Consider the following 21,386-nt stretch of genomic DNA (forward strand, 5'->3'; position numbering starts at 1 on the left):
GCTCGCTCCCTGAACTTGCGCATAGCGCAATTCTATTCGGCCCCTCGCGCGTTGAGGACCGTTCACAACGCCACGAAATCCCTGATGTTGTCCTTGTCCATATCGGCTCCGAGACCTTGCTTGACGATCTGCCCGCGCGACATCACCATGTAATGATCCGCCAGCTCGCGGCCGAAGTCATAATATTGCTCGACGAGCAGAATGGCGAGATCGCCGCGCTTGCTCAAGCCCTTTATCACCTCGCCGATGAGCTTGATGATGGAGGGCTGGATGCCTTCCGTCGGCTCGTCCAGAATGATGAGCTTGGGATCGGAGACGAGCGCACGGGCGATGGCGAGCTGCTGCTGCTGGCCGCCCGAAAGATCGCCGCCGCGGCGCCGCAGCATCTCCTTCAGCACCGGGAACATCTCATAGATTTCGCTCGGCACGGTGGAGGCTTTGCGGGCCGGCTTCACCGCCATGCCCATCAGCAGATTTTCCTCCACTGTGAGACGGGAGAAAATCTCGCGGCCCTGCGGCACATAGGCGACGCCGCGCGCGGCGCGCTGATTGGGCGAGAGTTTGGAGATATCCTCGCCATCGAAGCTTATGGCGCCGCTGCGGATCGGCGTGACGCCCATTATGCTGCGCAGCAGCGTCGTCTTGCCGACGCCATTGCGCCCGAGCAGCACGGTGCAGGCGCCTTTGGGCGCGGTGAAGGAGACATCGCGCAATATATGGCTGCTGCCGTAATATTGATGGAGGCTGCTGATTTCGAGCATGGTCCTAGCGCCCCAGATAGACTTCGATGACGCGCTCGTCGCTCTGCACCTCGCTGAGCGGACCTTCGGCGAGCACGGCGCCTTCGTGCAGCACCGTCACCTTGCGCGCTATGGCGCCGACGAACTCCATATCGTGCTCCACCACCATGATCGAATGTTTTCCCGCGAGCGACAGCAGCAGCTCGGCCGTGCGCTTCGTCTCGTGATCGGTCATGCCGGCGACCGGCTCGTCGAGCAGCAGCAGCAGCGGGCGCTGCGCGAGCAGCATGCCGATCTCCAGCCATTGCTTTTGCCCATGCGAGAGCAGGCCGGCGCGCTCCTTGGCCTTGTCGGCCAGCTCCACCGTCTCCAGCAACTCACTAATGCGGTCGATCTGCTCCCCGGTGAGGCGACGAAACAGCGAGGCGCGCACGCTCTTATCGGCCTTTATCGCGAGTTCGAGATTCTCGAATACGGTGAGATGCTCGAACACGGTGGGCTTTTGGAATTTACGCCCTATGCCAGCGGCGGCGATCTGCGGCTCGTTCATCTTGGTGAGATCGAGCGAGCGGCCGAAATAGACGGTTCCGACATCCGGCCGCGTCTTGCCGGTGATGACGTCCATCATCGTCGTCTTGCCGGCGCCATTGGGGCCGATGATGCAGCGCAGCTCGCCCGTGTCGATCGACAGAGAAAGGCCGCGCAGCGCGCGGAAGCCGTCGAAAGTGACCTGCACATCGTCGAGATAGAGCGCGACTCCGCTGGAGATATCCGGCTCGCCGATCATCGCGCGCGCTCCTTGCGGAAGGAGGCCAGCGTGTCGAAGAGGCCGATGACGCCCTTGGGCAGCAGCAGAGTGACGAGCACGAAAAGGAGCCCTAAGAAGAACAGCCAATATTCGGGAATGGCGGCGGTGAAAAAGCTCTTCGCGCCATTGACGAGAAATGCGCCGATCAGCGGGCCGATCAGCGTGCCGCGGCCGCCGACCGCCGCCCATATGGCGATCTCGATCGAGGCGGCCGGCGACATTTCGCTGGGATTGATGATGCCGACCTGCGGCACATAGAACGCGCCGGCCAGTCCGCAGATCGCCGCCGAGAAGGTCCAGATCGCGAGCTTGTAGGAGAGCGTGTCATAGCCGCAGAACATCACCCGGCTCTCGGCCTCGCGGATCGCCGTGAGCACGCGGCCGAATTTGCTGGAGACGAGAAAGCGCGAGACGAGAATGAGCGCGAGCAGGGAGGCGCCGGTCAGCGTGAAGAGGATCATGCGCGTCGTCGGCGTCGCCAGCGGATAGTCCAATATGCGCTTGAAATCGGTGAAGCCATTATTGCCGCCGAAGCCCGTCTCGTTGCGGAAGAACAGCAGCATCATCGCATAGGTGAGCGCCTGGGTGATGATGGAGAAATAGACGCCCTTGATGCGCGAGCGAAAGGCGAAATAGCCGAAGACGAAGGCGAGCGTCGCCGGCGCGAGAATGGCGAGCGCGGCGGCATAGGCGAAATGATCGGTAAAGCTCCAGAACCAGGGATAGGCCTTCCAATCGAGGAAGACCATGAAGTCCGGCAGGTCGGAATGATAGCTGCCGTCCTGGCCGATCTGGCGCATCAGATACATGCCGAAGGCGTAGCCGCCCAGCGCGAAGAATATGCCATGGCCGAGGCTGAGAATTCCGGCATAGCCCCAGACGAGATCCATGGCGAGCGCCAGCATGGCGTAGCAGAAGAGCTTGCCGATGAGCGCGACCGAGGCGTCGGAGAGGTGGAGGAAGGAGCCCTCCGGCGCGACGAGATTGGCGAGCGGCGCGGCGATGAATATCGTCAGCGCCGCGGCAAGGAAGGCGAGCCAGCCGCGCAAGCCGAACAGCCGCGTGGCGAGTGATGGGGCAGGGGGGATGTAGAGCATGTTGCGTGACTCAATCGGCCTGCCGGCCGCCGAGCGCGAACAGGCCCTGCGGACGCTTTTGTATGAAGACGACGATGAAGATCAGCAGTGCGATCTCCGCGAGCACGGCGCCCGCCATATTCTCGAGGATCTTGCCGGCGACGCCCAATCCGAGCGCGGCATAGACGGCGCCCGCGAGCTGGCCGACGCCGCCGAGCACCACCACCATGAAGCTGTCGACGATATAGTGTTGGCCGAGATCCGGCCCCACATTGCCGACTTGCGATAGCGCGACGCCCGCGAGGCCGGCGAGGCCGGAGCCGAGCGCGAATGCCATTGTGTCGATGCGCGAGGAATCGACGCCGACGCAGCGCGCCATGCCGCGATTCTGCGTGACGGCGCGCACGAAGAGGCCGAGCCGTGTGCGCGCCAGCAGGAAGGAGACCAGCAGCAGCACGCCGACCGAGAAGATCAGTATGACGATGCGATTATAGGGAAGCTCGAGATTATCGGTGACGAAGACGCGGCCGGACATCCAGGCGGGGTTTTCCACCTGCACATTCTGCGCGCCGAACAGGCTGCGCACCGCTTGCATCAGTATGAGGCTGACGCCCCAGGTGGCGAGCAGCGTCTCCAGCGCGCGGCCATAGAGAAAGCGGATCACGGTGCGCTCTATGGCGACGCCGACCAGCGCCGCGACGATGAAGGCGACGGGCGCGGCGGCGGCGAGATACCATTGGAAATAATCGGGCAGATGCGCGCGGAAGAGATTTTGCACGACATAGGTCGCATAGGCGCCGATCATCATCATCTCGCCATGCGCCATATTGATGACGCCCATCAGCCCGTAAGTGATGGCGAGGCCGAGCGCGGCGAGCAGCAATATGCTGCCGAGGCTGAGGCCGGAAAAGACGACGCCGAGATTCTCGCCGATGGCGAGGCTCGATTCGACATTGCGCAGCGAGCGCGTCAACGCGACGCGCACTTCGCCGTCTTCCTCGGTGGCGAGGCGCGTCTTCAGCGCCTCGCGCACGCGGCCGGAAATTGTGGTGCGCAGCGCCTGCGCGGCGGAAAGGCGCTGCACGCGATCGGCGCTCTGCAATTCGCCGAGCGCGCGCATCTGGCGCAGCGCGTCGCGGACGCTGGCGTCGCGCTCCTTTTGTTCGGCCTTGGCCAGCAGTGAGAGGCGAGCCTCGTCGAATTCGGCGTTCTGGAGCCGTTTTACCGCCTCCTGGCGGAGCGCGCGATCGGGCGACGCGAGCTCGACGAGAGCGATCGTCTCCTCGATCGCGAGGCGCAGGCTATTGCTGGTCGAGGCGTCCTCGGCGTCGGCGGGAAGCTCGGCGGGCGTGCGCTCCAGCGCGTCCAAGGCCTTGTCGCCATCGACGATGAACGCCATGTCGCCTGAGAGCTTCACGCGGTCGGCGAGGAGATCGCGCAGAAAGGGGATGGCCGAGAGATCGCCGCGCGCAGCGGCGGCGCCCAGCGCTCTATGCTGCTCGTCGGGATCGCCGCCGGTCAGCTGGGCGATGGTCTCGCGGTCGAGCGCCATGGCCGGCACGACGGACATCGCCAGCAGCAGGCCGACGATCAGTCTGAGCATACGCAAGTTTCAACGCTCCATTTCAAAGCCGCATCGGGCGGCCCGATCGCCGGGCCGCCCGCCAGTCTCGTCAATGCGTATCCGGCTCGTCCTTTTTCTTGTCATTGCCGGGAATGAAGGGGCTCCAGGGCTGCGCGCGCACCGGGCCGGGCGTCTTCCACACGACATTGAACTGCCCGTCCGCCTTCACTTCGCCGATGAACACCGGCTTGTGGAGATGGTGGTTCTTCGCATCCATCTCGGCGGTGAAGCCCGACGGCGCCTCGAGCTTCTGACCGCCGACGGCGGCGATCACCTTGTCGACGTCTGTGGTCTTGGCCTTCTCGACCGCCTGCTTCCACAGATTGACGCCGATGTAAGTGGCCTCCATCGGATCATTGGTCAGCGGCTTGTCGGCGTTGGCGACGCCATGCGCCTTGGCGTAGGCGGCCCATTTCTTCTTGAACTCCGTATTGGCGGGGTTCTTCAGCGACATGAAGTAGTTCCACGCCGCCAGATGGCCGACGAGCGGCTTGGCGTCGACGCCGCGCAGCTCCTCCTCGCCGACCGAGAAGGCGACGACCGGAACTTCCGTCGCCTTCAGCCCGGCGTTGCCCAGCTCCTTGTAGAAAGGCACGTTGGAGTCGCCATTGATCGTCGAGACCACCGCCGTCTTGCCGCCGGAGGCGAATTTCTTGATGTTGGCGACGATCGTCTGATAATCGCTGTGACCGAAGGGCGTGTATTCCTCCATTATGTCGGCGTCGGCGACGCCCTTGGAATGAAGGAAGGCGCGCAGGATCTTATTGGTCGTGCGCGGATAGACGTAATCGGTGCCGAGCAGCACGAAGCGCTTGGCGCCGCCGCCGGCCTTGCTCATCAGATATTCGACCGCGGGAATGGCCTGCTGGTTCGGCGCCGCCCCCGTGTAGAAGACGTTCTTCTCGAGCTCCTCGCCCTCATACTGCACCGGATAGAACAAAAGGCCGTTCAGCTCCTTGAACACCGGCAGCACGGATTTGCGCGACACCGATGTCCAGCAGCCGAAGACGACGGCGACCTTGTCGGTGGCGAGCAGCTGGCGCGCCTTTTCGGCGAAGAGCGGCCAGTTGGAGGCCGGATCGACGACGACGGGCTCGAGCTTGCGGCCGAGCACGCCGCCCTTGACGTTGATCTCCTCGATCGCCATCAGCGCCGTGTCCTTCAGCACGGTCTCGCTGATGGCCATGGTGCCGGAGAGCGAGTGCAGAATGCCGACCTTGATCGGCCCCTTGTCCTCTGCGCGCGCCGGAACGAGCGCGGTCGACGCGAGCAACGCGCCTGCGGCGAGCATGCCGAGGCTCTTCACCAGAACTCTACGTTTCATTCGTCTCTCTCCCAGGTCGGATCGGTCGCGCCGCGCTCAGAATTGGATCTGAACGCCGAGGATGAACTTGTCGATGTCCTTGCGCGCGGTGAATTGGTTGATCGCGTAATTGGCCGTGATGCGCAGATTGTGTCCGTCGATCACATAGGAGACGCCCATGTCGTATTGGCGCTCCCATGTCGCGGCGAGCGTGTCGCGGAAGGACTGATAGCGGAAGTAAGGCTGGAAGCGGCCCCATCCGATCACGTAAGGGATGAGATAGCCGGCGCCGAGCATATAGGCTTCGCCGGGGCGAATGCCGCCGACGAGATCGGTCGAGCGAGCCTTGTTGAAATTGGTGGCGACGTCGTTCACGCCATGGGTGTAGTAGCGGTAATAGGCGCCCTCGAAGGTCGCGGCGCCGAATTCGCCGAGCTTCTTCTCGAAGAGAACGTCGACGTTCCAGGCGGTGAAGTCGGCGTGCTGCAGCTGATTGCCGACGCCGTCCTGCTGATATTGCGCCGCGACGCCGATCGCCAGCACATCTGCGCCGCCGAAATAGGTGCTGCTGGTGTAATAGGCGGGATCGGGATCGGGATCGAGCAGATTGAGATTGAGGCGGCCGGCGAACAGCGGATGGCCGGATTGGTTCGACGCGCCGATGATTTGATTATGGCCGTCATAGACGCCGAATGAATAGGTGAGGCGCTTCTCGAACAGCTTGCCCCACACCGTGCCGCCGTCCATGCGGCCGGAGACCTTGCCGGGATAACGCGAGACGACGCCGGGATAAGACCAGCCGAGCAGATAATAGGGACCGTCGAGATTGGCGCGGTCGCTCGGCGGCAGCATGCGGCCGCCCCAGACATTGATCTCGTCCATCGGCTCGAACTGGCCATAGCCGTCGAGCACTTGGATCGTGCTGTTGCTCGTGACCTCCGTGTTGAAGGTGGCCTTCAGATATTGATTGAAGGAGGCCGAGGAGAAGATGCGGAAGCTTTCGAGGTCGACGCGATCTGGATTGGTCCCGGGCGTGTGATTGCGAGTCACATCGCTGAAGAAGGGGCGAAGACCAAAGCCCACGCTGACCCATTGATCGTCGCCGAACGGAACCACCACACGGGCCTGCGCCGCCTGATCCCCAATCAGGCAGCAGACCGCCAAGGCGAGCGCCGGCGCGGCCTTTGCCGCGAGCTTGGACCGACGGCGCGCTGTCCTTCGCGCCGCAAGTGCTTCGTGGGTTTGGTTCATCTGTCCCCCTCGTGTCGTCCTCCCGGCGATTCGCGCCGGTTTCGTCACGTCAAGGACTAGTCGTGCGAGCACCTAGGTAGGAATACGCTGAAATGCGTATTGCTCCGTTCGCGCCTTTTCGTCGAATAGGGCATGAGAGCCGGCAGGGGATTCGCCGGCGCGGGGGAGTGAGGCGAATGCGCAAGACGACGGCATTGGATATTTTCGGATTGACCGCGGGAGCGCTTGCGCTCGTCGTCGCGGTCGGACAGGCGAACGCTTCGTCGAAGAGCCATAAGGCGCCGTCGGCCGCGTCGGTCGCCGCGCCGCGCTACGCCGTGGACATGTGGTGGAACATCGGCGGCGATATGGGCGGCCTGAAGAAAGCCACAGACGCCTGCGTGAAGAAGCTCGGCGAGGCCGAGCGGCCGACGTTGGTGTCGCCGCCGCCCTCGACGACGATCCTGACCAAGCCCATGCTAGACTGTCTCGAGGCGCAGGGCTGGCGGCCGGCAGGCGAGCCTCGGCCTGTCTGACGCGGGCGACGCCCCAACGTAAAGAGAGCATGCGCGAGCAGCAGCGAATTTTCCCGGTCCGTCGGACCTACAACAAGTTCGTCGCCGACCAGACGCTCGAGGACTATTCGCTGCGCTACACGGCGGAAGCGGCGCGCCGCTTCACGCCTTGGCGCGTCGCCAACACAGCGCTCGGGGCGATCTCCTTTCTCGCCTGCGAGGCGCTGGGCGGCGGCGTGACGCTGATGTTCGGCTTCACCAACGCCATGGCGGCGATCCTCGCCGTCGGCGCGCTGATCTTTCTCGCCAGCCTGCCGATCGGCCATTACGCGACAAAATACGGCGTCGACATGGATCTGCTGACGCGCGGCGCCGGCTTCGGCTATATCGGCTCCACCGTCACCTCGCTGATCTACGCCTGCTTCACTTTCATACTCTTCGCCATAGAGGCGACGATCATGGCCGATGCGCTGCAAATGTGCCTCGGCGTGCCTCTAGGGCTCGCATACGCTATTTCTTCGCTCGCCATATTGCCCATCGCAGCGCTCGGCATTCGCTTCATCAGCCGCTATCAGCTATGGACGCAGCCGATCTGGCTCGTGCTGCAGACGGCGCCGTTCATCTATCTCATCGCCGTCGGCGCGCCGGCGGTCTCGTCGTGGATGGCTTTTCCCGGCGCCGCGGGCGCGCTGGACGGCTCCTTCGATCTGAGGCTGTTCGGCCTTTCGGCCTCTATCCTGTTGTCGCTGCTGCCGCAGATCGGCGAGCAGGTCGATTATCTGCGCTTTCTGCCGACGACGGCGCGCATCGGCGAGCGCAGCTGGCGCTTCGCGCTCTTCGCCGCCGGGCCGGGCTGGATATTGATCGGCGTCGCCAAGCTCGCCGCGGGCTCGTTTCTCGCCTATCAGGCATTGTCGCTCGGCGTTCCGGCCGAGCGCGCGGCGCAGCCGAGCGAAATCTATTATCTCGCCTTCTCGAGCCTCGTTCATTCGCCAGGCCTCGCATTGGCGCTCACCGGGATTTTCGTCGTCGTCTGCCAAACGAAGATAAATGTCACCAACGCCTATGCCGGCTCCATCGCCTGGTCCAACTTCTTCTCGCGCATCACGCACAATCATCCCGGCCGCGTCGTCTGGCTGGTGTTCAACGTCACTTTGTCGCTGTTGCTGATGGAGTTCGGCGTCAGTCATGTCATCGACAGCATTCTCGCCTTCTATTCCAATTTCGCCGTCGCCTGGATCGGCGCGCTGACCGCCGATCTCGTCGTCGACAAGCCGCTCGGATTGAGCCCGCCGCAGATCGAGTTTCGCCGCGCCTATCTCTATGACGTCAATCCGGTCGGCTGTGGGGCGATGCTCGGCTCGCTCCTCGTCTCGACGGCGGCGCTCTACGGCCTGCTGGGCGACACGCTGCAGTCGCTTTCGGCGATCGTCGGCTTTATTGTCGCCTTCTCGCTCGCGCCGCTCATCGCCTACGCCACCGGCGGACGCTATTACATCGCGCGCCCGCAGGCTGTCTTCCGCGAGGCCATGCGCTGCATGATCTGCGAGAACGAGTTCGAGCCCAGCGACCTGGCGTCCTGCCCGGCCTATGGAGCGGCGATCTGCTCGCTGTGCTGCTCGCTGGACATGCGCTGCAAGGACGCCTGCAAGCCTAAGGCGCGGCTCGCCTCGCAGGCGCGCGCGCTCTTCTCCGCTCTTCTGCCGAGATTCTCACTGCCCTTCTTCTCGACGCGCGCGGGCCGATTTCTCGTCGTGCTCGGTCTGCTCGCGGTGACGAGCGCGGCGATCCTCGGCGCGATCTATTTCCAATATGCCGCCGTCGTCGGCCCGGTGCAGAGGCCGATCATCCGCACGACGCTGGAGATCGTCTTCGTCGGCCTGCTGCTCGTCATGGGCGTCGCCGCCTGGACATTGGTGCTCGCGCAGGAGAGCCGCCGCGTGGCGGAGGAGGAGACGCGCCGCCAGACCGAGATTTTGCGCGAGGAGATCGCCGCTCACGAGCGCACAGACGCCGAGCTGCAGCGCGCCAAGGAGGCGGCGGAGGCCGCCAATATCGCTAAGACGCGCTTCATAGCGGGGCTCAATCACGAAATTCGGACGCCGCTCAACGCCATCAACGGCTATGCGCAATTGCTCGAGCGTGACGCCGCGGCGCGCCCGCAGGACGCCATTCGCGTCATTCGCCGCAGCACGGAGCATATCACCAATCTCATCGACGGCCTGCTCGACGTCGCCAAGATCGAGACCGGGTCGCTCGACGTCGCGCGCGACATTTTCCGCATCGACGAGACGCTGGACCAGCTCGTCGACATGTTCCGCCTGCAGGCGGCGGCCAAGGGCGTCGCCTTCCGCTATGAGCGCAGCGCCGAGCTGCCGCGCTATGTGCGCACCGACAGGAAGCGCCTGCGGCAAATCCTCATCAATCTCGTCTCCAACGCGGTGAAATTCACCGAGCGCGGCCATGCGGGGCTGAAGGTGTCCTATCGCAACGACATCGCCGAATTTGTCGTCGAGGACACCGGGATCGGCATCATGCCGGAAGATAGGGAGCGCATTTTCGCGCCCTTCGAGCGCGGCCGCATGGCGGCGGTCTCCGCCATTCCCGGCACCGGCCTCGGCCTCACCATCACCAAGCTGCTGACGCAGATCATCGGCGGTGAGATGCGCGTCGAGAGCGAGGTCGGACGCGGCAGCCGCTTTGTCGTGCGCCTCTATCTCACTGCCGCGACCTCGCCGGAGGAGGGGCAGAAGCCGCCGCAAATCCGCGGCTACGCCGGGGCGCGCAAGACCATTCTCGTCGCCGACGACACGGCGACGCACATCGATGTGATGCGCCAATCGCTCGGCGGGCTCGGCTTCGACCTGCTGACGGCCGCCAATGGCGCCGATTGCGTCGCGCTCGCCATCGAGCGCAATCCCGATCTCGTCATGCTCGACATCGCGATGCCCGGCATGGACGGCTGGGAGGCCGCGCGCCGGCTGCGCGAAGCGCTCGGCCCCGAGACGCCGATCATGATGGTCTCCGCCAACGCCCATGAGCTGATGGAGCGTCGCGGGCCGGATTCGCCGCATGACGATTTTCTGGTGAAGCCGATCGAATTCTCCGAAATGCTCGATCGCATCGGCAATCTTCTGGGGCTCGACTGGCTCTATGTCGCGGCGCGCGCCACGCCGCGCGTGGAGCCTTTCGCGCCCGCCGCGCTCGCCTTGCCGCGCGAAAGCGTCGAGAAGCTGCTGCGGCTCTGCCGCGTCGGCCATAGCCGCGGCATAGAAACCACTCTGCGCGAGATCGAGGCGGCGGCGCCGGAGCGCTCCGCGGCGATCGCGCAATTGCGGGCGATGGCGCAGAATTTCGAATTCGAGGAGCTCGCGCAGACGCTCGAGGCCGCTCTGACGCTGGAGGCCGAGCATGTCGGCTGACCTGCGCCAGCGCGACACGGCGCTCGTCGTCGACGACAATCGCGACGAGCTGAGCCTGCTCGTCGAGGCGCTGGAGCGCGCCGATTTCACGGCTCTCGCCGCCACCAATGGCGAGGCGGCGCTGGCTCTGCTGGAGCGCGTGACGCCCAATGTCGTCGTGCTGGACGCGGTGATGTCCGGCCTCGACGGTTTTGCGACCTGCCGGCGCATAAAGCAGAATCCGCGCTTCGCGCATCTGCCGGTCATCTTTCTCACCGGCCTCAAGGACACGGGCCATGTGCTCATGGGGCTCGAGGCAGGCGGCGTCGATTATGTGGTGAAGCCGGTCATCATCGAGGAGCTGGTCGCGCGCATCCGCATTCACGTCTCCAACGCCAAGGCGGCCTTTGGCGCGCGTGTGGCGCTGGACGCGACGGGGCGCCATCTTCTGGCGATCGACCGCGGCGGCCGGCTGCTCTGGTGTACGCCGCAGGCGGCCGATCTTCTCGCGACGCGCTTCGGGCCCTTCGAGATTTTGCGATCGCAGCCGCCCGAGTCCTTTTCGGCGCTGCTGCGCGCGGCGGCGGAGCGCCGCGACCGAGACGCGCCTGCGGCCGAGGGGCCCGTCTCCGTCTCCTTTCTGTGCGAGATCGGCGGCGAAGAGCTGTTGTTTCGCCTGACCGAGGCCCAGAGCGTCAGCGACGAGGCGTTTCTCGCGCAGAAATTCGCGCTGACGCTGCGCGAGGCGGAGGTGCTGAGCTGGCTGGCGCGCGGCAAGTCTAATCACGACATCGCCGAGATTCTCTGCATCTCGCCGCGCACGGTGCATAAGCATCTCGAGCGCATCTTCGTGAAGCTCGGCGTCGACAGCCGCTCCTCCGCGACCTCCGTCGCCCTGCAGACGCTGAAGGCGCGGGCCGTCGATTGAGCGAGCCATCTGGACGGAAGCATAGGAGAAAATCTTGTCTTTCCGCGCTATCGAAGATTGGATGCGCGGGCGGGCCGGCGTATCTGAATGGCGCGGCGCAAGGGAGCTTCCTGATGAGCGATGAGTTTTCGGATCAGTCGTCTCGTCTCGTCGCCCTGGAGACGGCGGTCGCGCATCAGGACAGAATCGTCGCCGAGCTGAACGACGTCATTGCTTTGCAATGGCGCAGGATCGACACGCTGGAGCGGCAGATCGCCCGTTTGCTCGAGGAGTTTCAGAAGCTGGGAGACCAGCGCGATTCGCCGGAGCCCCCTCCGCCACATTATTGACGCCGGGGATTTGCCTATCTAATTGAAATAGCAGCAATATTTTGCGATTGGTGCCCCTGGCCGGAGTCGAACCAGCACTCCTTGCGGAACTCGATTTTGAGTCGAGCGCGTCTACCAATTCCGCCACAGGGGCGCGGGCCGGACGGGGCCGGCGCGCGGCGCGGATATTAGCCGGGCCGAAGCCTCCGTCAAGGCGAGCTTCCGGGTTTCGCACGGCCGAAGCGCCGCCAGCCTCGCCTCCGGCCCGCCGAGGTGATAAGCGGAGGGCGCTTCCTCCTCCGAACCGGTTGGAAAATGATCAAAAAGCTCTACGACTGGACCATGTCGCTCGCCGCCAGCCGGCACGCGCCGCTCGCGCTCGGCGCCATAGCTTTCGCGGAAAGCTCCTTCTTCCCCGTTCCGCCGGATGTGATTCTCCTGCCTATGTCGCTGGCCGAGCCCAAGCGCTCCTGGCTCTACGCCGGCATCTGCACCGTGGCCTCGGTCGCCGGCGGCGCGCTCGGCTACGCCATAGGCGCGCTCTTCTACGACACGCTCGGGCTCTGGCTCATCGAGCTCTACGGCTACGCCGCCAAAATGGAGGCGCTGCGGGCCTTCTACGCCCAATGGGGCGCGCTCTTCATATTGGTGAAGGGGCTGACGCCCATTCCCTTCAAGCTCGTCACCATCGTCTCCGGGCTGATGGATTATAATTTCGGGCTGTTTCTGGCGCTCTCGCTCGTCACCCGCGGCGCGCGCTTCTTCATCCTCGCGGCGGCGATCAATCATTTCGGCGATTTCCTGCGCGACAAGCTCGAGGCGCATTTCGGCCTGTTCATGGGCGTGATGGCGGCGATCGTCGTCGTCGGCTTCGTCGTGGCGGCGAAATTCCTGTGATCGCCGCTCTCCTCTCCACGCGGCTGCGCATGGCGCTGGTCATCCTCGGCGTCGCCATCGCCACCATAGGCGGCGCCTGGATCATCGAGGCGATGGGCTTCGCGCCCTGCGAATTGTGCCTGAAGCAACGCATTCCCTATTACGCCGGCATTCCGCTCGCCGCCTTCGCGGGCATAGCCCTGCAGCGGGGCGGGGAGGGCGCCGCGCGCATCGCGCTGGCGCTGCTCGGGCTTCTCTTCGCGGCGGGAACGGCGCTGGCGCTCTATCATTCGGGCGTCGAGCTGAAGCTCTTTCCCGGCCCCTCGGAATGCACGGGCGCGCTGCGAAAGGCCGGCTCTTTCGACGATTTCCGCTCCTCGCTCGACAAGATGAAAGTGGTGAGCTGCGATCGTCCGGCGCTGCGCATCTTCACGCTCACGCTCAGCAATTGGAATGTGCTGATCTCCGCCGCTCTCGCCGCCATCGCCTTTCGCGCCTGGCGCGGCGATCGCGCCGCATAAATTCATCGGACTGCCGACCTTTCGACGGACTTGTCGAAGAGGCGCGTCGCGCCATCCTCTGCCCGATAGGAACGTGACTATTCCTCTCGCGGCGCGGCCCGCTCGCGACAATTCGGAGAGTTCGATGAAAAGCTTCCAGCAATACGACATGCAGACGCAGGGCGTTCAGACCGGCGCCGACGGTTCGCCGAACACGCGGGCGCTCGGCCGGCATCTCATCATATTGGAGAATCGCTTCAACGAACTGGCGACCGACGTCAACCTCATGCAGGACAGACTGACGAAGATTCTCGCCGCGCTCGACAAGCTCGCCGATAAGGGCGGCGCGGCCGAAAAGAGCGCGCGCGAGGCGACGCTGCGCCGGCTGCTCGGCTGACGGCGCCGCATAACTGCGGGCCACGCAGCTAGCTTTCGGCGCGAGCGAGCCTGACGACGCCGCAGGCGGCGAAGAAAGCGTTCAGACGCTCCGCTTCGCCTTCGAAATCGCCATGGACGATGGCGACGACTTCGCCGGATCGGCGGTCCACGTCGACCGTCTGCCGGCATTTGTGCGTGTGCCAGCGCTCGCCTTTGCGTATGCGATCCGTATAGATCACCGCGACGGACGTGTCTGAGACGCCGGCTCGATCGATCTCCGATTCGTAGACGACTTCGTCGAATGTCGCATGCGCCCAAGCCGAGGCGGCGCGATAGGAGTCGATGATCGCGATGCGTCCCGTCACGACGTGTCCGCCGGCGTCGTAGACGCAATCCTCGCTCAGAAAACAACTCGCCGCATCGAAATCATCGCGGTCGAGAGCCTTCGCCAGTCCTTCGACGATCGGGACGATGTCTCGCATGGCTGTCTCTCAGGCGGCCTCGCTCTCCGGGAGCGCGCGCTATTCCACCGCGAGCCGCGCCCGCGCGCGCAATTTCTCGGTCTCGCTCTTCAGCTGCCCGCAGGCCGCGAGAATGTCGCGGCCGCGCGGCGTGCGTACCGGGCTCGCATAGCCGGCGTTGAAGACGATGTCGGAGAAACGCTCGATCGTCTCCCAGTCGGAGCATTCGTAAGGCGCGCCCGGCCAGGGGTTGAAGGGGATCAGATTGATCTTGGCCGGTATGCCCTTCAGTAGCCGCACCAATTCGCGCGCTTCCGACGGGCTGTCGTTGACGCCCTTCAGCATCACATATTCGAAAGTGATGCGCCGCGCATTAGAGGCGCCGGGATAGTCACGGCAAGCGTCGAGCAGCGCGCGGATCGGATATTTCTTGTTGATCGGCACCAGCTCGTCGCGCAATGCGTCGCGCACGGCATGCAGCGAGATCGCGAGCATGGGTCCGCATTCGGCGCCGAGCTTCTCGATCTGCGGCACGACGCCCGATGTCGAGACGGTGATGCGCCGCTTCGACAGCGACAGCCCGTCGCCGTCGGAGATGATCTCGATCGCGTTCTCGACCTGCTCGAGATTATAGAGCGGCTCGCCCATGCCCATGAAGACGATATTCGACACAGCGCGCACATCCGGCCCCGAGGGCACGAGCCCGTCTGTGGGCGGCTCGAGGCCGGGAAAATCGCCGAGCCGCGTGCGCGCGACGAGGAGCTGCGCGACGATCTCGCGCGTCGTCAAATTGCGCACCAGCTTTTGCGTGCCCGTATGGCAGAAGCTGCAATTGAGCGTGCAGCCCACTTGGCTGGAGACGCATAAGGTTCCGCGGTCGCTCTCGGGAATATAGACGCATTCGATCTCCGCGCCCTTGTCCTGCGCATCGACGGGGTCCAGCCGCAGCAGCCATTTGCGCGTGCCATCGGTGGAGACCTGCTCGGCCGCGATCTCCGCAAGCGAGAGCGTGAAGCGCTCGTCGAGCTTGCCGCGCAGGATTTTCGAGATGTTGAGCATCTCCGAAAACTCGCGCGCGCCGCGGAAATAGATCCAATGCCAGAGCTGCGAGACCCGCATTTTGATGTCGCGCTCCGGCGTGTCTATGGCGCGCAACGCGTCGGCGAGCTCGGCGCGCGTGGCGCCGGCGAGCGACGGCCTCGGGGCGGGGGCGGAAGCGGCGGTCATCCAAGTCCTCTTTCTCACGAAGAAATCAGTATAACATGCGCGCCGGTCGACTCCATGGGGGCCGAGAGGGGGACAATGGGAGACGGGCGGAAAATCGTCATCGCGACCTTCGGCTCGCTCGGCGACCTCAATCCTTATGTGGCACTCGCTCACGCGCTGAAGCGCATCGGCTTCCGCCCGGTCCTCGCCGCCAGCGCCTTCTACCGCGACTGGATCGAGAGCGAGGGGCTCGGCTTCGCCGCTGTGCGGCCGGACGTCGGCGAGCTCGCCGAGCGATTCGGCATGGACATAGGCGTGCTCGCCGAGCGGGTCGCGCGCGACGACGGCTTCATGTTCCGGGAGCTGATTTTCCCCTACCTCCGCCAGAGCTTCGAGGATGTCGCGGCCGCGAGCGAGGGCGCGGCGGCGGTCGTCGCGCACAGCCTCTGCTTTTCCGCCAAGCTCGCGGCGGAGCGGCTCGGTCTGCCGCTCTTCGACGGCGTCGTCTCGCCGCTCTTCCTGCTCTCGGCCTATGATCCGCCGCTCGGCCCGCGCTCGCGTTTCGTGGCCGCGCCGCGCTCCGGCCCGGCGCTCGCCTATAATAAAGCGATGGCCTTTGCGCTGACGCATGTCCTGGCCTGGCAGGGGAGGCCGATCGCAAGGCTGCGGCGGGAGCTCGGCCTGCCGCGCCGTCGCGGGCGCGCTCTTTTGACCGGCGGCCCTCATGCCGCGGCGACATTCGGCCTGGTGAGCCCGCTTCTGGCGCCGCCGCAGCCGGATCATCCGGCCGATCTCTTCATCGTCGGCCACACTTTCCACGATCGCTTCACCGACACGGCCGAGGGGCTGCCTGCCGCGCTGGAGGCGTTTCTCGAGGCCGGCGGGCCGCCGATCGTCGTGACGCTCGGCAGTTTTGTCGTGCGCGGCCGCTCGGAATTCTACCGCGCCGTCGGCCTCGCGGCGCTTCGCCTGCGTCACCGCGCCGTGCTGCTGGTCGCCGACGAGGAGCGGGAGGCGCTCGCCGAAGGGTTGCCGCCGCAGCTTTTCGTCGCCGGCCATGTCCGCCATTCGCTGATCCTCCCGCGCGCAGCGGCGGTCGTGCATCATGGCGGCTCGGGCGCCTGTGGGCAGGCGTTGCGCGCCGGCCGGCCGCAGCTCGTGGTCCCCGTCTTCGGCGATCAGGGCGACAACGCCGCGCGCGTCGAGCGTCTCGGCGTCGGCCGGCTGCTGCCCTATGATCGCTGTTCCACGGAGCGGCTCGTCGAGGAGCTCGGCGCGCTCTTTTCCGACGACGGCTATGCGCGGAGCGCCCGCGAGGCGGCCGGGCGCATCGGCAGCGAGGATGGCGCGGCGGCGGCGGCGGCGAAGATCGCGGCGTTCGTCGGATGCGCGGCAATTTCGGTCGAGGCGTAAAGGATGACGAAGTCGATTCTTATCGCGATCGCTGTGATTTTGCTCGAATTATCCGCGGTTCGGGCAAAGGAGCGGAGCCTGTCCCTCGCCGCGGGCGAGACGCGCACGATCGAGTTCGTCGAGAATCCGTCGACCGGCTATGTCTGGCGCTTCGATCGCGCGGCGAGCGGAAATCCGGCGATCGTCCGGGTCGGGGAGGACGGCTTCTCGCCATCTGGCGGCGAATCCGATCGGCCGTTCGTCGGCGCGCCGGGCCGGCGCCGTTTCCGCGTCGAGGCCGTGGCGGTCGGTCGAGCGCGCCTCGTCTTCGTCGAAGAACGTCCCTGGGAGAAGCGGCCGGTCCAGCGTCGGGTCGTCGAGGTTCGGGTGCGGTAGAGAGGGGGCGCTACGAGGCGCCGCCGCTCTCCCGCGGCTTCAGCGCATCGGCGAGCCGCATTTGCGCCGAGCCGGGCTCGAGCGGCTTCTGCTGGCTCTCATGCGGCGCCCAGCCGGAGAGCCAGACCAGTTCCATCGTCGCGCGCACGCGCCCGTCGGCGTCGGAAAAGCGATTCGCGTAGATTTCCGCCGCCCGCAGTAGAACCGCGCGCCGCAGCGGCTTGCGCGAGCGCTGCGTCAGCACATTGGCGGCGCCCATTGCGCGCAGCTCGGCGCAGAGCGCGAACATGGAATCATAGCGCAGCGTGAAGGAGTCGACGTCGGTGACAGGCAGGGCGAAGCCCGCCCGCTGCAGCAGCCCGCCGAGATCGCGCAGATCGACGAAAGGCGACACGCGGGGGCTCGCGCCGCCGCAGATCTCGTCTTCGGCCTGGGCGAAGGCGGCGCGCAGCTCGATGAGGCTCGCGCCGCCCGGGAAGCAGGCGAGAAAAAGCCCGTCCGGCGCCAGCATGCGCCGCGCCTGGGCGAGCGCGCCGGGCAGATCGTCGACCCATTGCAGCGCAAAGCCCGAGACGATGAGATCGAATGCTTCCGCCGCGAAGGGCAGCGCCTCCTCCTCGACCACGAGATCGACGCCCGGCTCATAGAAACGCCCGGCGCGCAGCGGCGGCGGGCGTCCGCTCGCCGCGACGATCTCGGCGAAATGGGCCGAGGGCGTGCAGAGATCGAGAGAGCGGGGGAAGGGGCGCTTGATGCCCGCCAGCCGGTCCGCGAGATCGTCGGCGGCCCGCGCCATCAGAAAATCCGGCGCGCCGCGGGTCGTCGCCCGCGCCAACCGGCGGCGCAACAGGCCGCGGTCGAAGATCGCGGGCGCGGATGAGTTTCTCTCCATGGCTCGTCATGCCCCGAACGCCCGACGCGCGCAACCGGCGCGGAAATAAGGCGGGGATTTCTCCGCTTCTGTCGCGCTTTAGCGAGACAGGTAAGGAAATCTTAGTGTTAAACCGTAACCGCAACTATGGGATGGCTGGCGCGGAATGTGGCCGAAGCTAGAATGCGCGACATGTTCGAGTGCGACGCCGGCCATTCGGAGAAGGTGTGAGCCATGAGTATTTCGTTTCGTCAGCGTATTTCGAGCTTCACGGCTGCGGCGGCTCTCGCCTGCGGCCTGGCCGTCCTGCCGGGGGCGGCCGATGCAGCGCATAATGTCGTCTCCTACAGCGCCCCGGTTCAGGCGGGCACAGTGGTCATCAGCGCCCGCCAGCGCAGCCTGTTCCTGGTCAATGGCGATGGCACGGCCATTCGCTATCCGGTCGCCGTGCCCAAAGCCGGCAAGGAATGGTCCGGCTACGCCCATATCGACGGGAAATATGTGAATCCCGATTGGGTGCCGCCGGCGGTGGTCAAGCAAGACCATCCCGAGCTGCCCAATTTCATCCATGGCGGCTCGCCGCATAATCCGATGGGCGTCCGCGCTCTGACGCTCGATCGCAATCAGGTCGCGATCCACGGCACCACCAATAAAATGCGCGCTTCGGTCGGCACGGCGGCCTCCTATGGCTGCATCCGCATGCTGAACGAGGATGTCGTCGACCTCTATGAGCGCGTCGGCGTCGGCACGCCGGTCGTCATGACTCCTTGAGTTGAAAACGAAACCGAGACGAAGCGAAAACGCCTCCCGCCGTCGCGCAGCTTCGCGCAAGCCGCGCGGCGGAGACTTGTCCCATGGTTTTTCATCGCGCGAATGCTCCAGCTTGTGGACGTCGTCTTCCCGCCTGTAGACCGGCCGAAACGAATCCACCACTGTGCGGGCAAGTCCTCGAACGCACATGAGGTTCGCGTCCACGAAGAGTTGAGCCGGCGGCATTTCAATCGTTTCGAGTATAGTGAACGAGCAGGACGATTCGTTTCGTCGGGCGGTTTCCGAACAAGGGGAGCGCGAGGCTCGCAGTCAGCGTATGCGTCTCTGAAGAGAGAAGCGTCCGTCGCCCTTGTCTGGCCGACCCTCACATTAGGTTTCGCTCATGCTGATCGCACCTGACAAAGACTTCGACCGTCCCCGACATCCCGTCGACATCGTGGAGCAATTGGCGGCCACCAACGACTGGAGCTTCGATCGCGACGACGAAGACGAGATCTCCATTTCGGTCGCCGGCAGTTGGACCGACTATCATGTCGCCTTCACTTGGCTCGGGGAGCTCGAGACGCTTCATGTGAGCTGCGCCTTCGATCTGCGCGTGCCGGAACGCCGCCGCACGGAGGCGCAGGCGCTGATCCGCACGATCAACGAGCAACTCTGGGTCGGGCATTTCGATCTGTGGCCGAGCGAGGGCGTCGTCATGCATCGCCAAGGCCTGCTGCTGACCGGCGGCGCGCAGCCCTCCGGCCCGCAATGCGCCGCGCTGCTGGACCATGCGCTGGAGACCTGCGAGCGCTATTATCAGGCTTTCCAATTCGTGCTCTGGGCCGGCAAAGGCGCCAAGGAGGCGCTCGAGACCGCGACCTTCGAGACCAAGGGAGAAGCGTGATCCAAATGGCCGCCGCGGCCGCGCTGCCCCGCTCGATCACTCTGGTCGGGGCCGGAAAAATGGGCTTCGCCCTGCTCGAGGGCTGGGCGGCGCAGGGTCTTGCGGGCGAGGGCGTGACCATCGTCGAGCCGCACCCCTCGCCGGCGCTCGCAGCGCTCGCAAAAGAGCGCGGCTTTCGCCTCAACCCCGAAAATCGCGCCGCTCCGCAGGCGCTCGTTCTCGCGGTGAAGCCGCAGGCGCTGGACCAGGTCGCCCCGCTGATCGCGGCGGAAGCCGGCGCCGATACGCTCATCGTCTCCATTCTCGCCGGCAAGCGCATCGCCGATCTCTCGGCGCGGCTGCAGCAGGCGCGTTTTTTCGTGCGGGCGATGCCCAATACGCCGGCCGCCATCGGCCGAGGGATCACCGGCGCCTTCGCCGCGCCCGCCGTCGACCCCGAGGGGCGCGCGCTCGCCGAGGGGCTTCTGGCCGCTGTGGGCGAGGTGGTCTGGGTCGCGAGCGAGGCGCTGGTCGATGCGGTGACGGCCGTGTCCGGCTCCGGGCCGGCCTATGTCTTCTATTTCGTGGAATGCCTGACCAAGGCCGGCGTCGAGGCAGGGTTGCCGGAGGAGACTGCGGCGCGGCTGGCTCGCGCGACCGTCGCCGGCGCCGGCGAATTATTGCGCCAGAGCGCCGATACGACGCCCGCGACGCTCAGGCAGAACGTGACCTCGCCCGGCGGCACGACGGCCGCGGCGCTCGAGGTTCTGATGGCGAGCGATGGGCTCGAGCCGCTTCTGGAACGCGCTGTCGCGGCGGCCGCGCGCCGGGCCGGCGAATTGTCTGGCTGAGAGCCGGAAACTCCTTCCGATCTGGCCAAAACGCCCTAAATTAGCGTGGAAGCGGCTGGCTTCGAGCGATCTGAGGAGGCGGCGATGGCGACGAGCGGCAAAACCAATGAGACTGGCAATGGGAACGGCTCGGTCCGCGACCGGATCGTCGAATCCTTGATGCGGCTGGCGGCGCGCCGCGCCTTCGAGGACATCGCCATTTCCGACATCGCCCATGACGCCGATGTCTCGCTCGCGGATTTCCGCGACAATTTTCCGTCCAAGGGCGCGGTGCTCGCGGCCTTCTCGCGCAAGATCGACCGGCAGGTGCTGGAGGATTTTTCCGGCCGCTACGCCTCCGAGCCCGCCAAGGAGCGGCTCTATGAGGTGCTGCTGCGCCGGCTCGAGGCTTTGGAGCCCTATCGCAACGCGCTGGAATCGGTGTCGCAATGGGCGTCGACCGATCCGCTGGCGGCCGCCGCGCTCAATCGCGAGACGGTCAATTCCATGCGCTTCATGCTGGAGGCCGCCGACATAGACAGCGAAGGCGCGCTCGGCGCCTTGAAGCTGCAGGGTCTCGCCATCGCGTGGTGGCGCGTGCTCGGCGTCTGGTTCGACGATCGCGACGCCGACCTGTGCCGCACCAAGGCGGCGCTCGACCGCGAGCTCTCGCGCAGCGAGGCGGTGATCGAGCGTATCGAGGATGTCAACCGCTTGACCTCGCCATTGCGCAGTCTGGCGCGGGCGGTGTTTCGTGGCGTGACCGGCCACCATCGCCACCGCCATCATGCGCGCGACCGTGACGAGGGTTTCGAAGAGGATTACGAGGAGGCCCGCCGGCGTCATCATCACGCCGAGGAGCATCGCCGCCATCAGGACGACGCCACCGCCTGACGGCGGCGTCGCC

General features: G+C 65.5%; 22 protein-coding genes and 1 tRNA gene. 13 read left to right on the forward strand and 10 right to left on the reverse strand.

Going from position 1 to position 21,386, the window contains the following annotated elements:
• Nucleotides 1-62: 62 nt before the first annotated feature.
• The 6 genes from urtE to IY145_RS18525 form a co-directional block, all read right to left on the reverse strand.
• Nucleotides 63-761: an urea ABC transporter ATP-binding subunit UrtE gene (gene urtE, locus IY145_RS18500; protein WP_196409551.1), complete on the reverse strand. Its 699-nt coding sequence runs from the start codon at nucleotides 759-761 to the stop codon at nucleotides 63-65.
• A gap of 4 nt (nucleotides 762-765) precedes the next feature.
• Complete coding sequence (urtD, locus tag IY145_RS18505) at nucleotides 766-1,527, reverse strand: urea ABC transporter ATP-binding protein UrtD (protein ID WP_196409552.1); 762 nt, start codon at nucleotides 1,525-1,527, stop codon at nucleotides 766-768.
• Nucleotides 1,524-2,645, reverse strand: coding sequence for an urea ABC transporter permease subunit UrtC (gene urtC, locus IY145_RS18510; protein ID WP_196409553.1), 1,122 nt, complete (start codon nucleotides 2,643-2,645; stop codon nucleotides 1,524-1,526). Before urtC ends, urtD begins: the two co-directional genes overlap by 4 nt.
• Before the next feature lie 10 nt (nucleotides 2,646-2,655).
• Complete coding sequence (gene urtB, locus IY145_RS18515; RefSeq protein ID WP_196410606.1) at nucleotides 2,656-4,227, reverse strand: urea ABC transporter permease subunit UrtB; 1,572 nt, start codon at nucleotides 4,225-4,227, stop codon at nucleotides 2,656-2,658.
• Nucleotides 4,228-4,297: 70 nt separating this feature from the next.
• Nucleotides 4,298-5,572, reverse strand: coding sequence for an urea ABC transporter substrate-binding protein (urtA, locus tag IY145_RS18520; protein WP_196409554.1), 1,275 nt, complete (start codon nucleotides 5,570-5,572; stop codon nucleotides 4,298-4,300).
• Nucleotides 5,573-5,608: 36 nt separating this feature from the next.
• Entirely contained in the window at nucleotides 5,609-6,802 is a 1,194-nt protein-coding gene (locus IY145_RS18525) for a hypothetical protein (protein ID WP_196409555.1), read from the reverse strand.
• Nucleotides 6,803-6,978: 176 nt separating this feature from the next.
• On the opposite strand from IY145_RS18525, the gene IY145_RS18530 reads away from it, so the two are divergent.
• The 4 genes from IY145_RS18530 to IY145_RS18545 all read left to right on the forward strand — a co-directional run bounded on the left by IY145_RS18530 (nucleotide 6,979) and on the right by IY145_RS18545 (nucleotide 11,954).
• On the forward strand, nucleotides 6,979-7,317 hold the full coding sequence (locus IY145_RS18530; protein ID WP_196409556.1) for a hypothetical protein: 339 nt from the start codon (nucleotides 6,979-6,981) through the stop codon (nucleotides 7,315-7,317).
• A 29-nt stretch (nucleotides 7,318-7,346) separates the two neighbouring features.
• Nucleotides 7,347-10,718, forward strand: coding sequence for an ATP-binding protein (locus IY145_RS18535; RefSeq protein ID WP_196409557.1), 3,372 nt, complete (start codon nucleotides 7,347-7,349; stop codon nucleotides 10,716-10,718).
• Nucleotides 10,708-11,625: a response regulator gene (locus IY145_RS18540; protein ID WP_196409558.1), complete on the forward strand. Its 918-nt coding sequence runs from the start codon at nucleotides 10,708-10,710 to the stop codon at nucleotides 11,623-11,625. Before IY145_RS18535 ends, IY145_RS18540 begins: the two co-directional genes overlap by 11 nt.
• A 113-nt stretch (nucleotides 11,626-11,738) precedes the next feature.
• Complete coding sequence (locus IY145_RS18545; RefSeq protein WP_196409559.1) at nucleotides 11,739-11,954, forward strand: SlyX family protein; 216 nt, start codon at nucleotides 11,739-11,741, stop codon at nucleotides 11,952-11,954.
• A 48-nt stretch (nucleotides 11,955-12,002) separates the two neighbouring features.
• On the opposite strand, the gene IY145_RS18550 is transcribed toward IY145_RS18545, so the two are convergent.
• Nucleotides 12,003-12,087, reverse strand: a tRNA-Leu gene (locus IY145_RS18550).
• A gap of 161 nt (nucleotides 12,088-12,248) precedes the next feature.
• Between IY145_RS18550 and IY145_RS18555 the strand changes: the two genes are divergently transcribed.
• The 3 genes from IY145_RS18555 (at nucleotide 12,249) to IY145_RS18565 (ending at nucleotide 13,706) form a co-directional block, all read left to right on the forward strand.
• Nucleotides 12,249-12,830 (forward strand): YqaA family protein, encoded by a 582-nt coding sequence (locus IY145_RS18555; RefSeq protein ID WP_196409560.1) that lies wholly within the window; start codon nucleotides 12,249-12,251, stop codon nucleotides 12,828-12,830.
• Nucleotides 12,827-13,330, forward strand: a complete 504-nt coding sequence (locus IY145_RS18560) for a disulfide bond formation protein B (RefSeq protein WP_196409561.1) — start codon at nucleotides 12,827-12,829, stop codon at nucleotides 13,328-13,330. The genes IY145_RS18555 and IY145_RS18560 overlap by 4 nt, the downstream gene beginning before the upstream one ends.
• A gap of 124 nt (nucleotides 13,331-13,454) precedes the next feature.
• The gene (locus IY145_RS18565; RefSeq protein ID WP_196409562.1) at nucleotides 13,455-13,706 is read left to right on the forward strand and encodes a hypothetical protein; all 252 of its coding nucleotides are present in this window, start codon (nucleotides 13,455-13,457) and stop codon (nucleotides 13,704-13,706) included.
• A 28-nt stretch (nucleotides 13,707-13,734) separates the two neighbouring features.
• Here IY145_RS18565 and IY145_RS18570 read toward each other — a convergent pair whose 3' ends face one another.
• Nucleotides 13,735-14,169, reverse strand: coding sequence for a hypothetical protein (locus tag IY145_RS18570; protein WP_196409563.1), 435 nt, complete (start codon nucleotides 14,167-14,169; stop codon nucleotides 13,735-13,737).
• Between the two features lie 39 nt (nucleotides 14,170-14,208).
• A complete protein-coding gene (gene rlmN / locus IY145_RS18575; RefSeq protein WP_196409564.1) occupies nucleotides 14,209-15,375 on the reverse strand; it encodes a 23S rRNA (adenine(2503)-C(2))-methyltransferase RlmN in 1,167 nt (388 codons plus the stop codon).
• Nucleotides 15,376-15,450: 75 nt separating this feature from the next.
• Between rlmN and IY145_RS18580 the strand changes: the two genes are divergently transcribed.
• Complete coding sequence (locus IY145_RS18580; protein ID WP_196409565.1) at nucleotides 15,451-16,767, forward strand: glycosyltransferase; 1,317 nt, start codon at nucleotides 15,451-15,453, stop codon at nucleotides 16,765-16,767.
• A gap of 3 nt (nucleotides 16,768-16,770) precedes the next feature.
• Entirely contained in the window at nucleotides 16,771-17,142 is a 372-nt protein-coding gene (locus IY145_RS18585) for a protease inhibitor I42 family protein (protein WP_196409566.1), read from the forward strand.
• 10 nt (nucleotides 17,143-17,152) lie between these two features.
• On the opposite strand, the gene IY145_RS18590 is transcribed toward IY145_RS18585, so the two are convergent.
• Entirely contained in the window at nucleotides 17,153-18,034 is an 882-nt protein-coding gene (locus tag IY145_RS18590; RefSeq protein WP_196409567.1) for a methyltransferase domain-containing protein, read from the reverse strand.
• 213 nt (nucleotides 18,035-18,247) lie between these two features.
• On the opposite strand from IY145_RS18590, the gene IY145_RS18595 reads away from it, so the two are divergent.
• The 4 genes from IY145_RS18595 (at nucleotide 18,248) to IY145_RS18610 (ending at nucleotide 21,373) form a co-directional block, all read left to right on the forward strand.
• Nucleotides 18,248-18,784 carry a L,D-transpeptidase gene (locus tag IY145_RS18595; RefSeq protein ID WP_196409568.1) on the forward strand — a complete coding sequence of 179 codons (537 nt, stop codon included), beginning with the start codon at nucleotides 18,248-18,250 and terminating at the stop codon, nucleotides 18,782-18,784.
• 382 nt (nucleotides 18,785-19,166) lie between these two features.
• Nucleotides 19,167-19,670 carry a YbjN domain-containing protein gene (locus IY145_RS18600; RefSeq protein ID WP_196409569.1) on the forward strand — a complete coding sequence of 168 codons (504 nt, stop codon included), beginning with the start codon at nucleotides 19,167-19,169 and terminating at the stop codon, nucleotides 19,668-19,670.
• A 5-nt stretch (nucleotides 19,671-19,675) separates the two neighbouring features.
• Nucleotides 19,676-20,500 (forward strand): pyrroline-5-carboxylate reductase, encoded by an 825-nt coding sequence (gene proC, locus IY145_RS18605; protein WP_196409570.1) that lies wholly within the window; start codon nucleotides 19,676-19,678, stop codon nucleotides 20,498-20,500.
• Nucleotides 20,501-20,584: 84 nt separating this feature from the next.
• Nucleotides 20,585-21,373, forward strand: a complete 789-nt coding sequence (locus IY145_RS18610) for a TetR/AcrR family transcriptional regulator (protein WP_196409571.1) — start codon at nucleotides 20,585-20,587, stop codon at nucleotides 21,371-21,373.
• The last annotated feature ends 13 nt before the right edge of the window (nucleotides 21,374-21,386 follow it).

Source organism: Methylosinus sp. H3A, assembly GCF_015709455.1.
In the GTDB taxonomy this organism is placed as follows: domain Bacteria; phylum Pseudomonadota; class Alphaproteobacteria; order Rhizobiales; family Beijerinckiaceae; genus Methylosinus.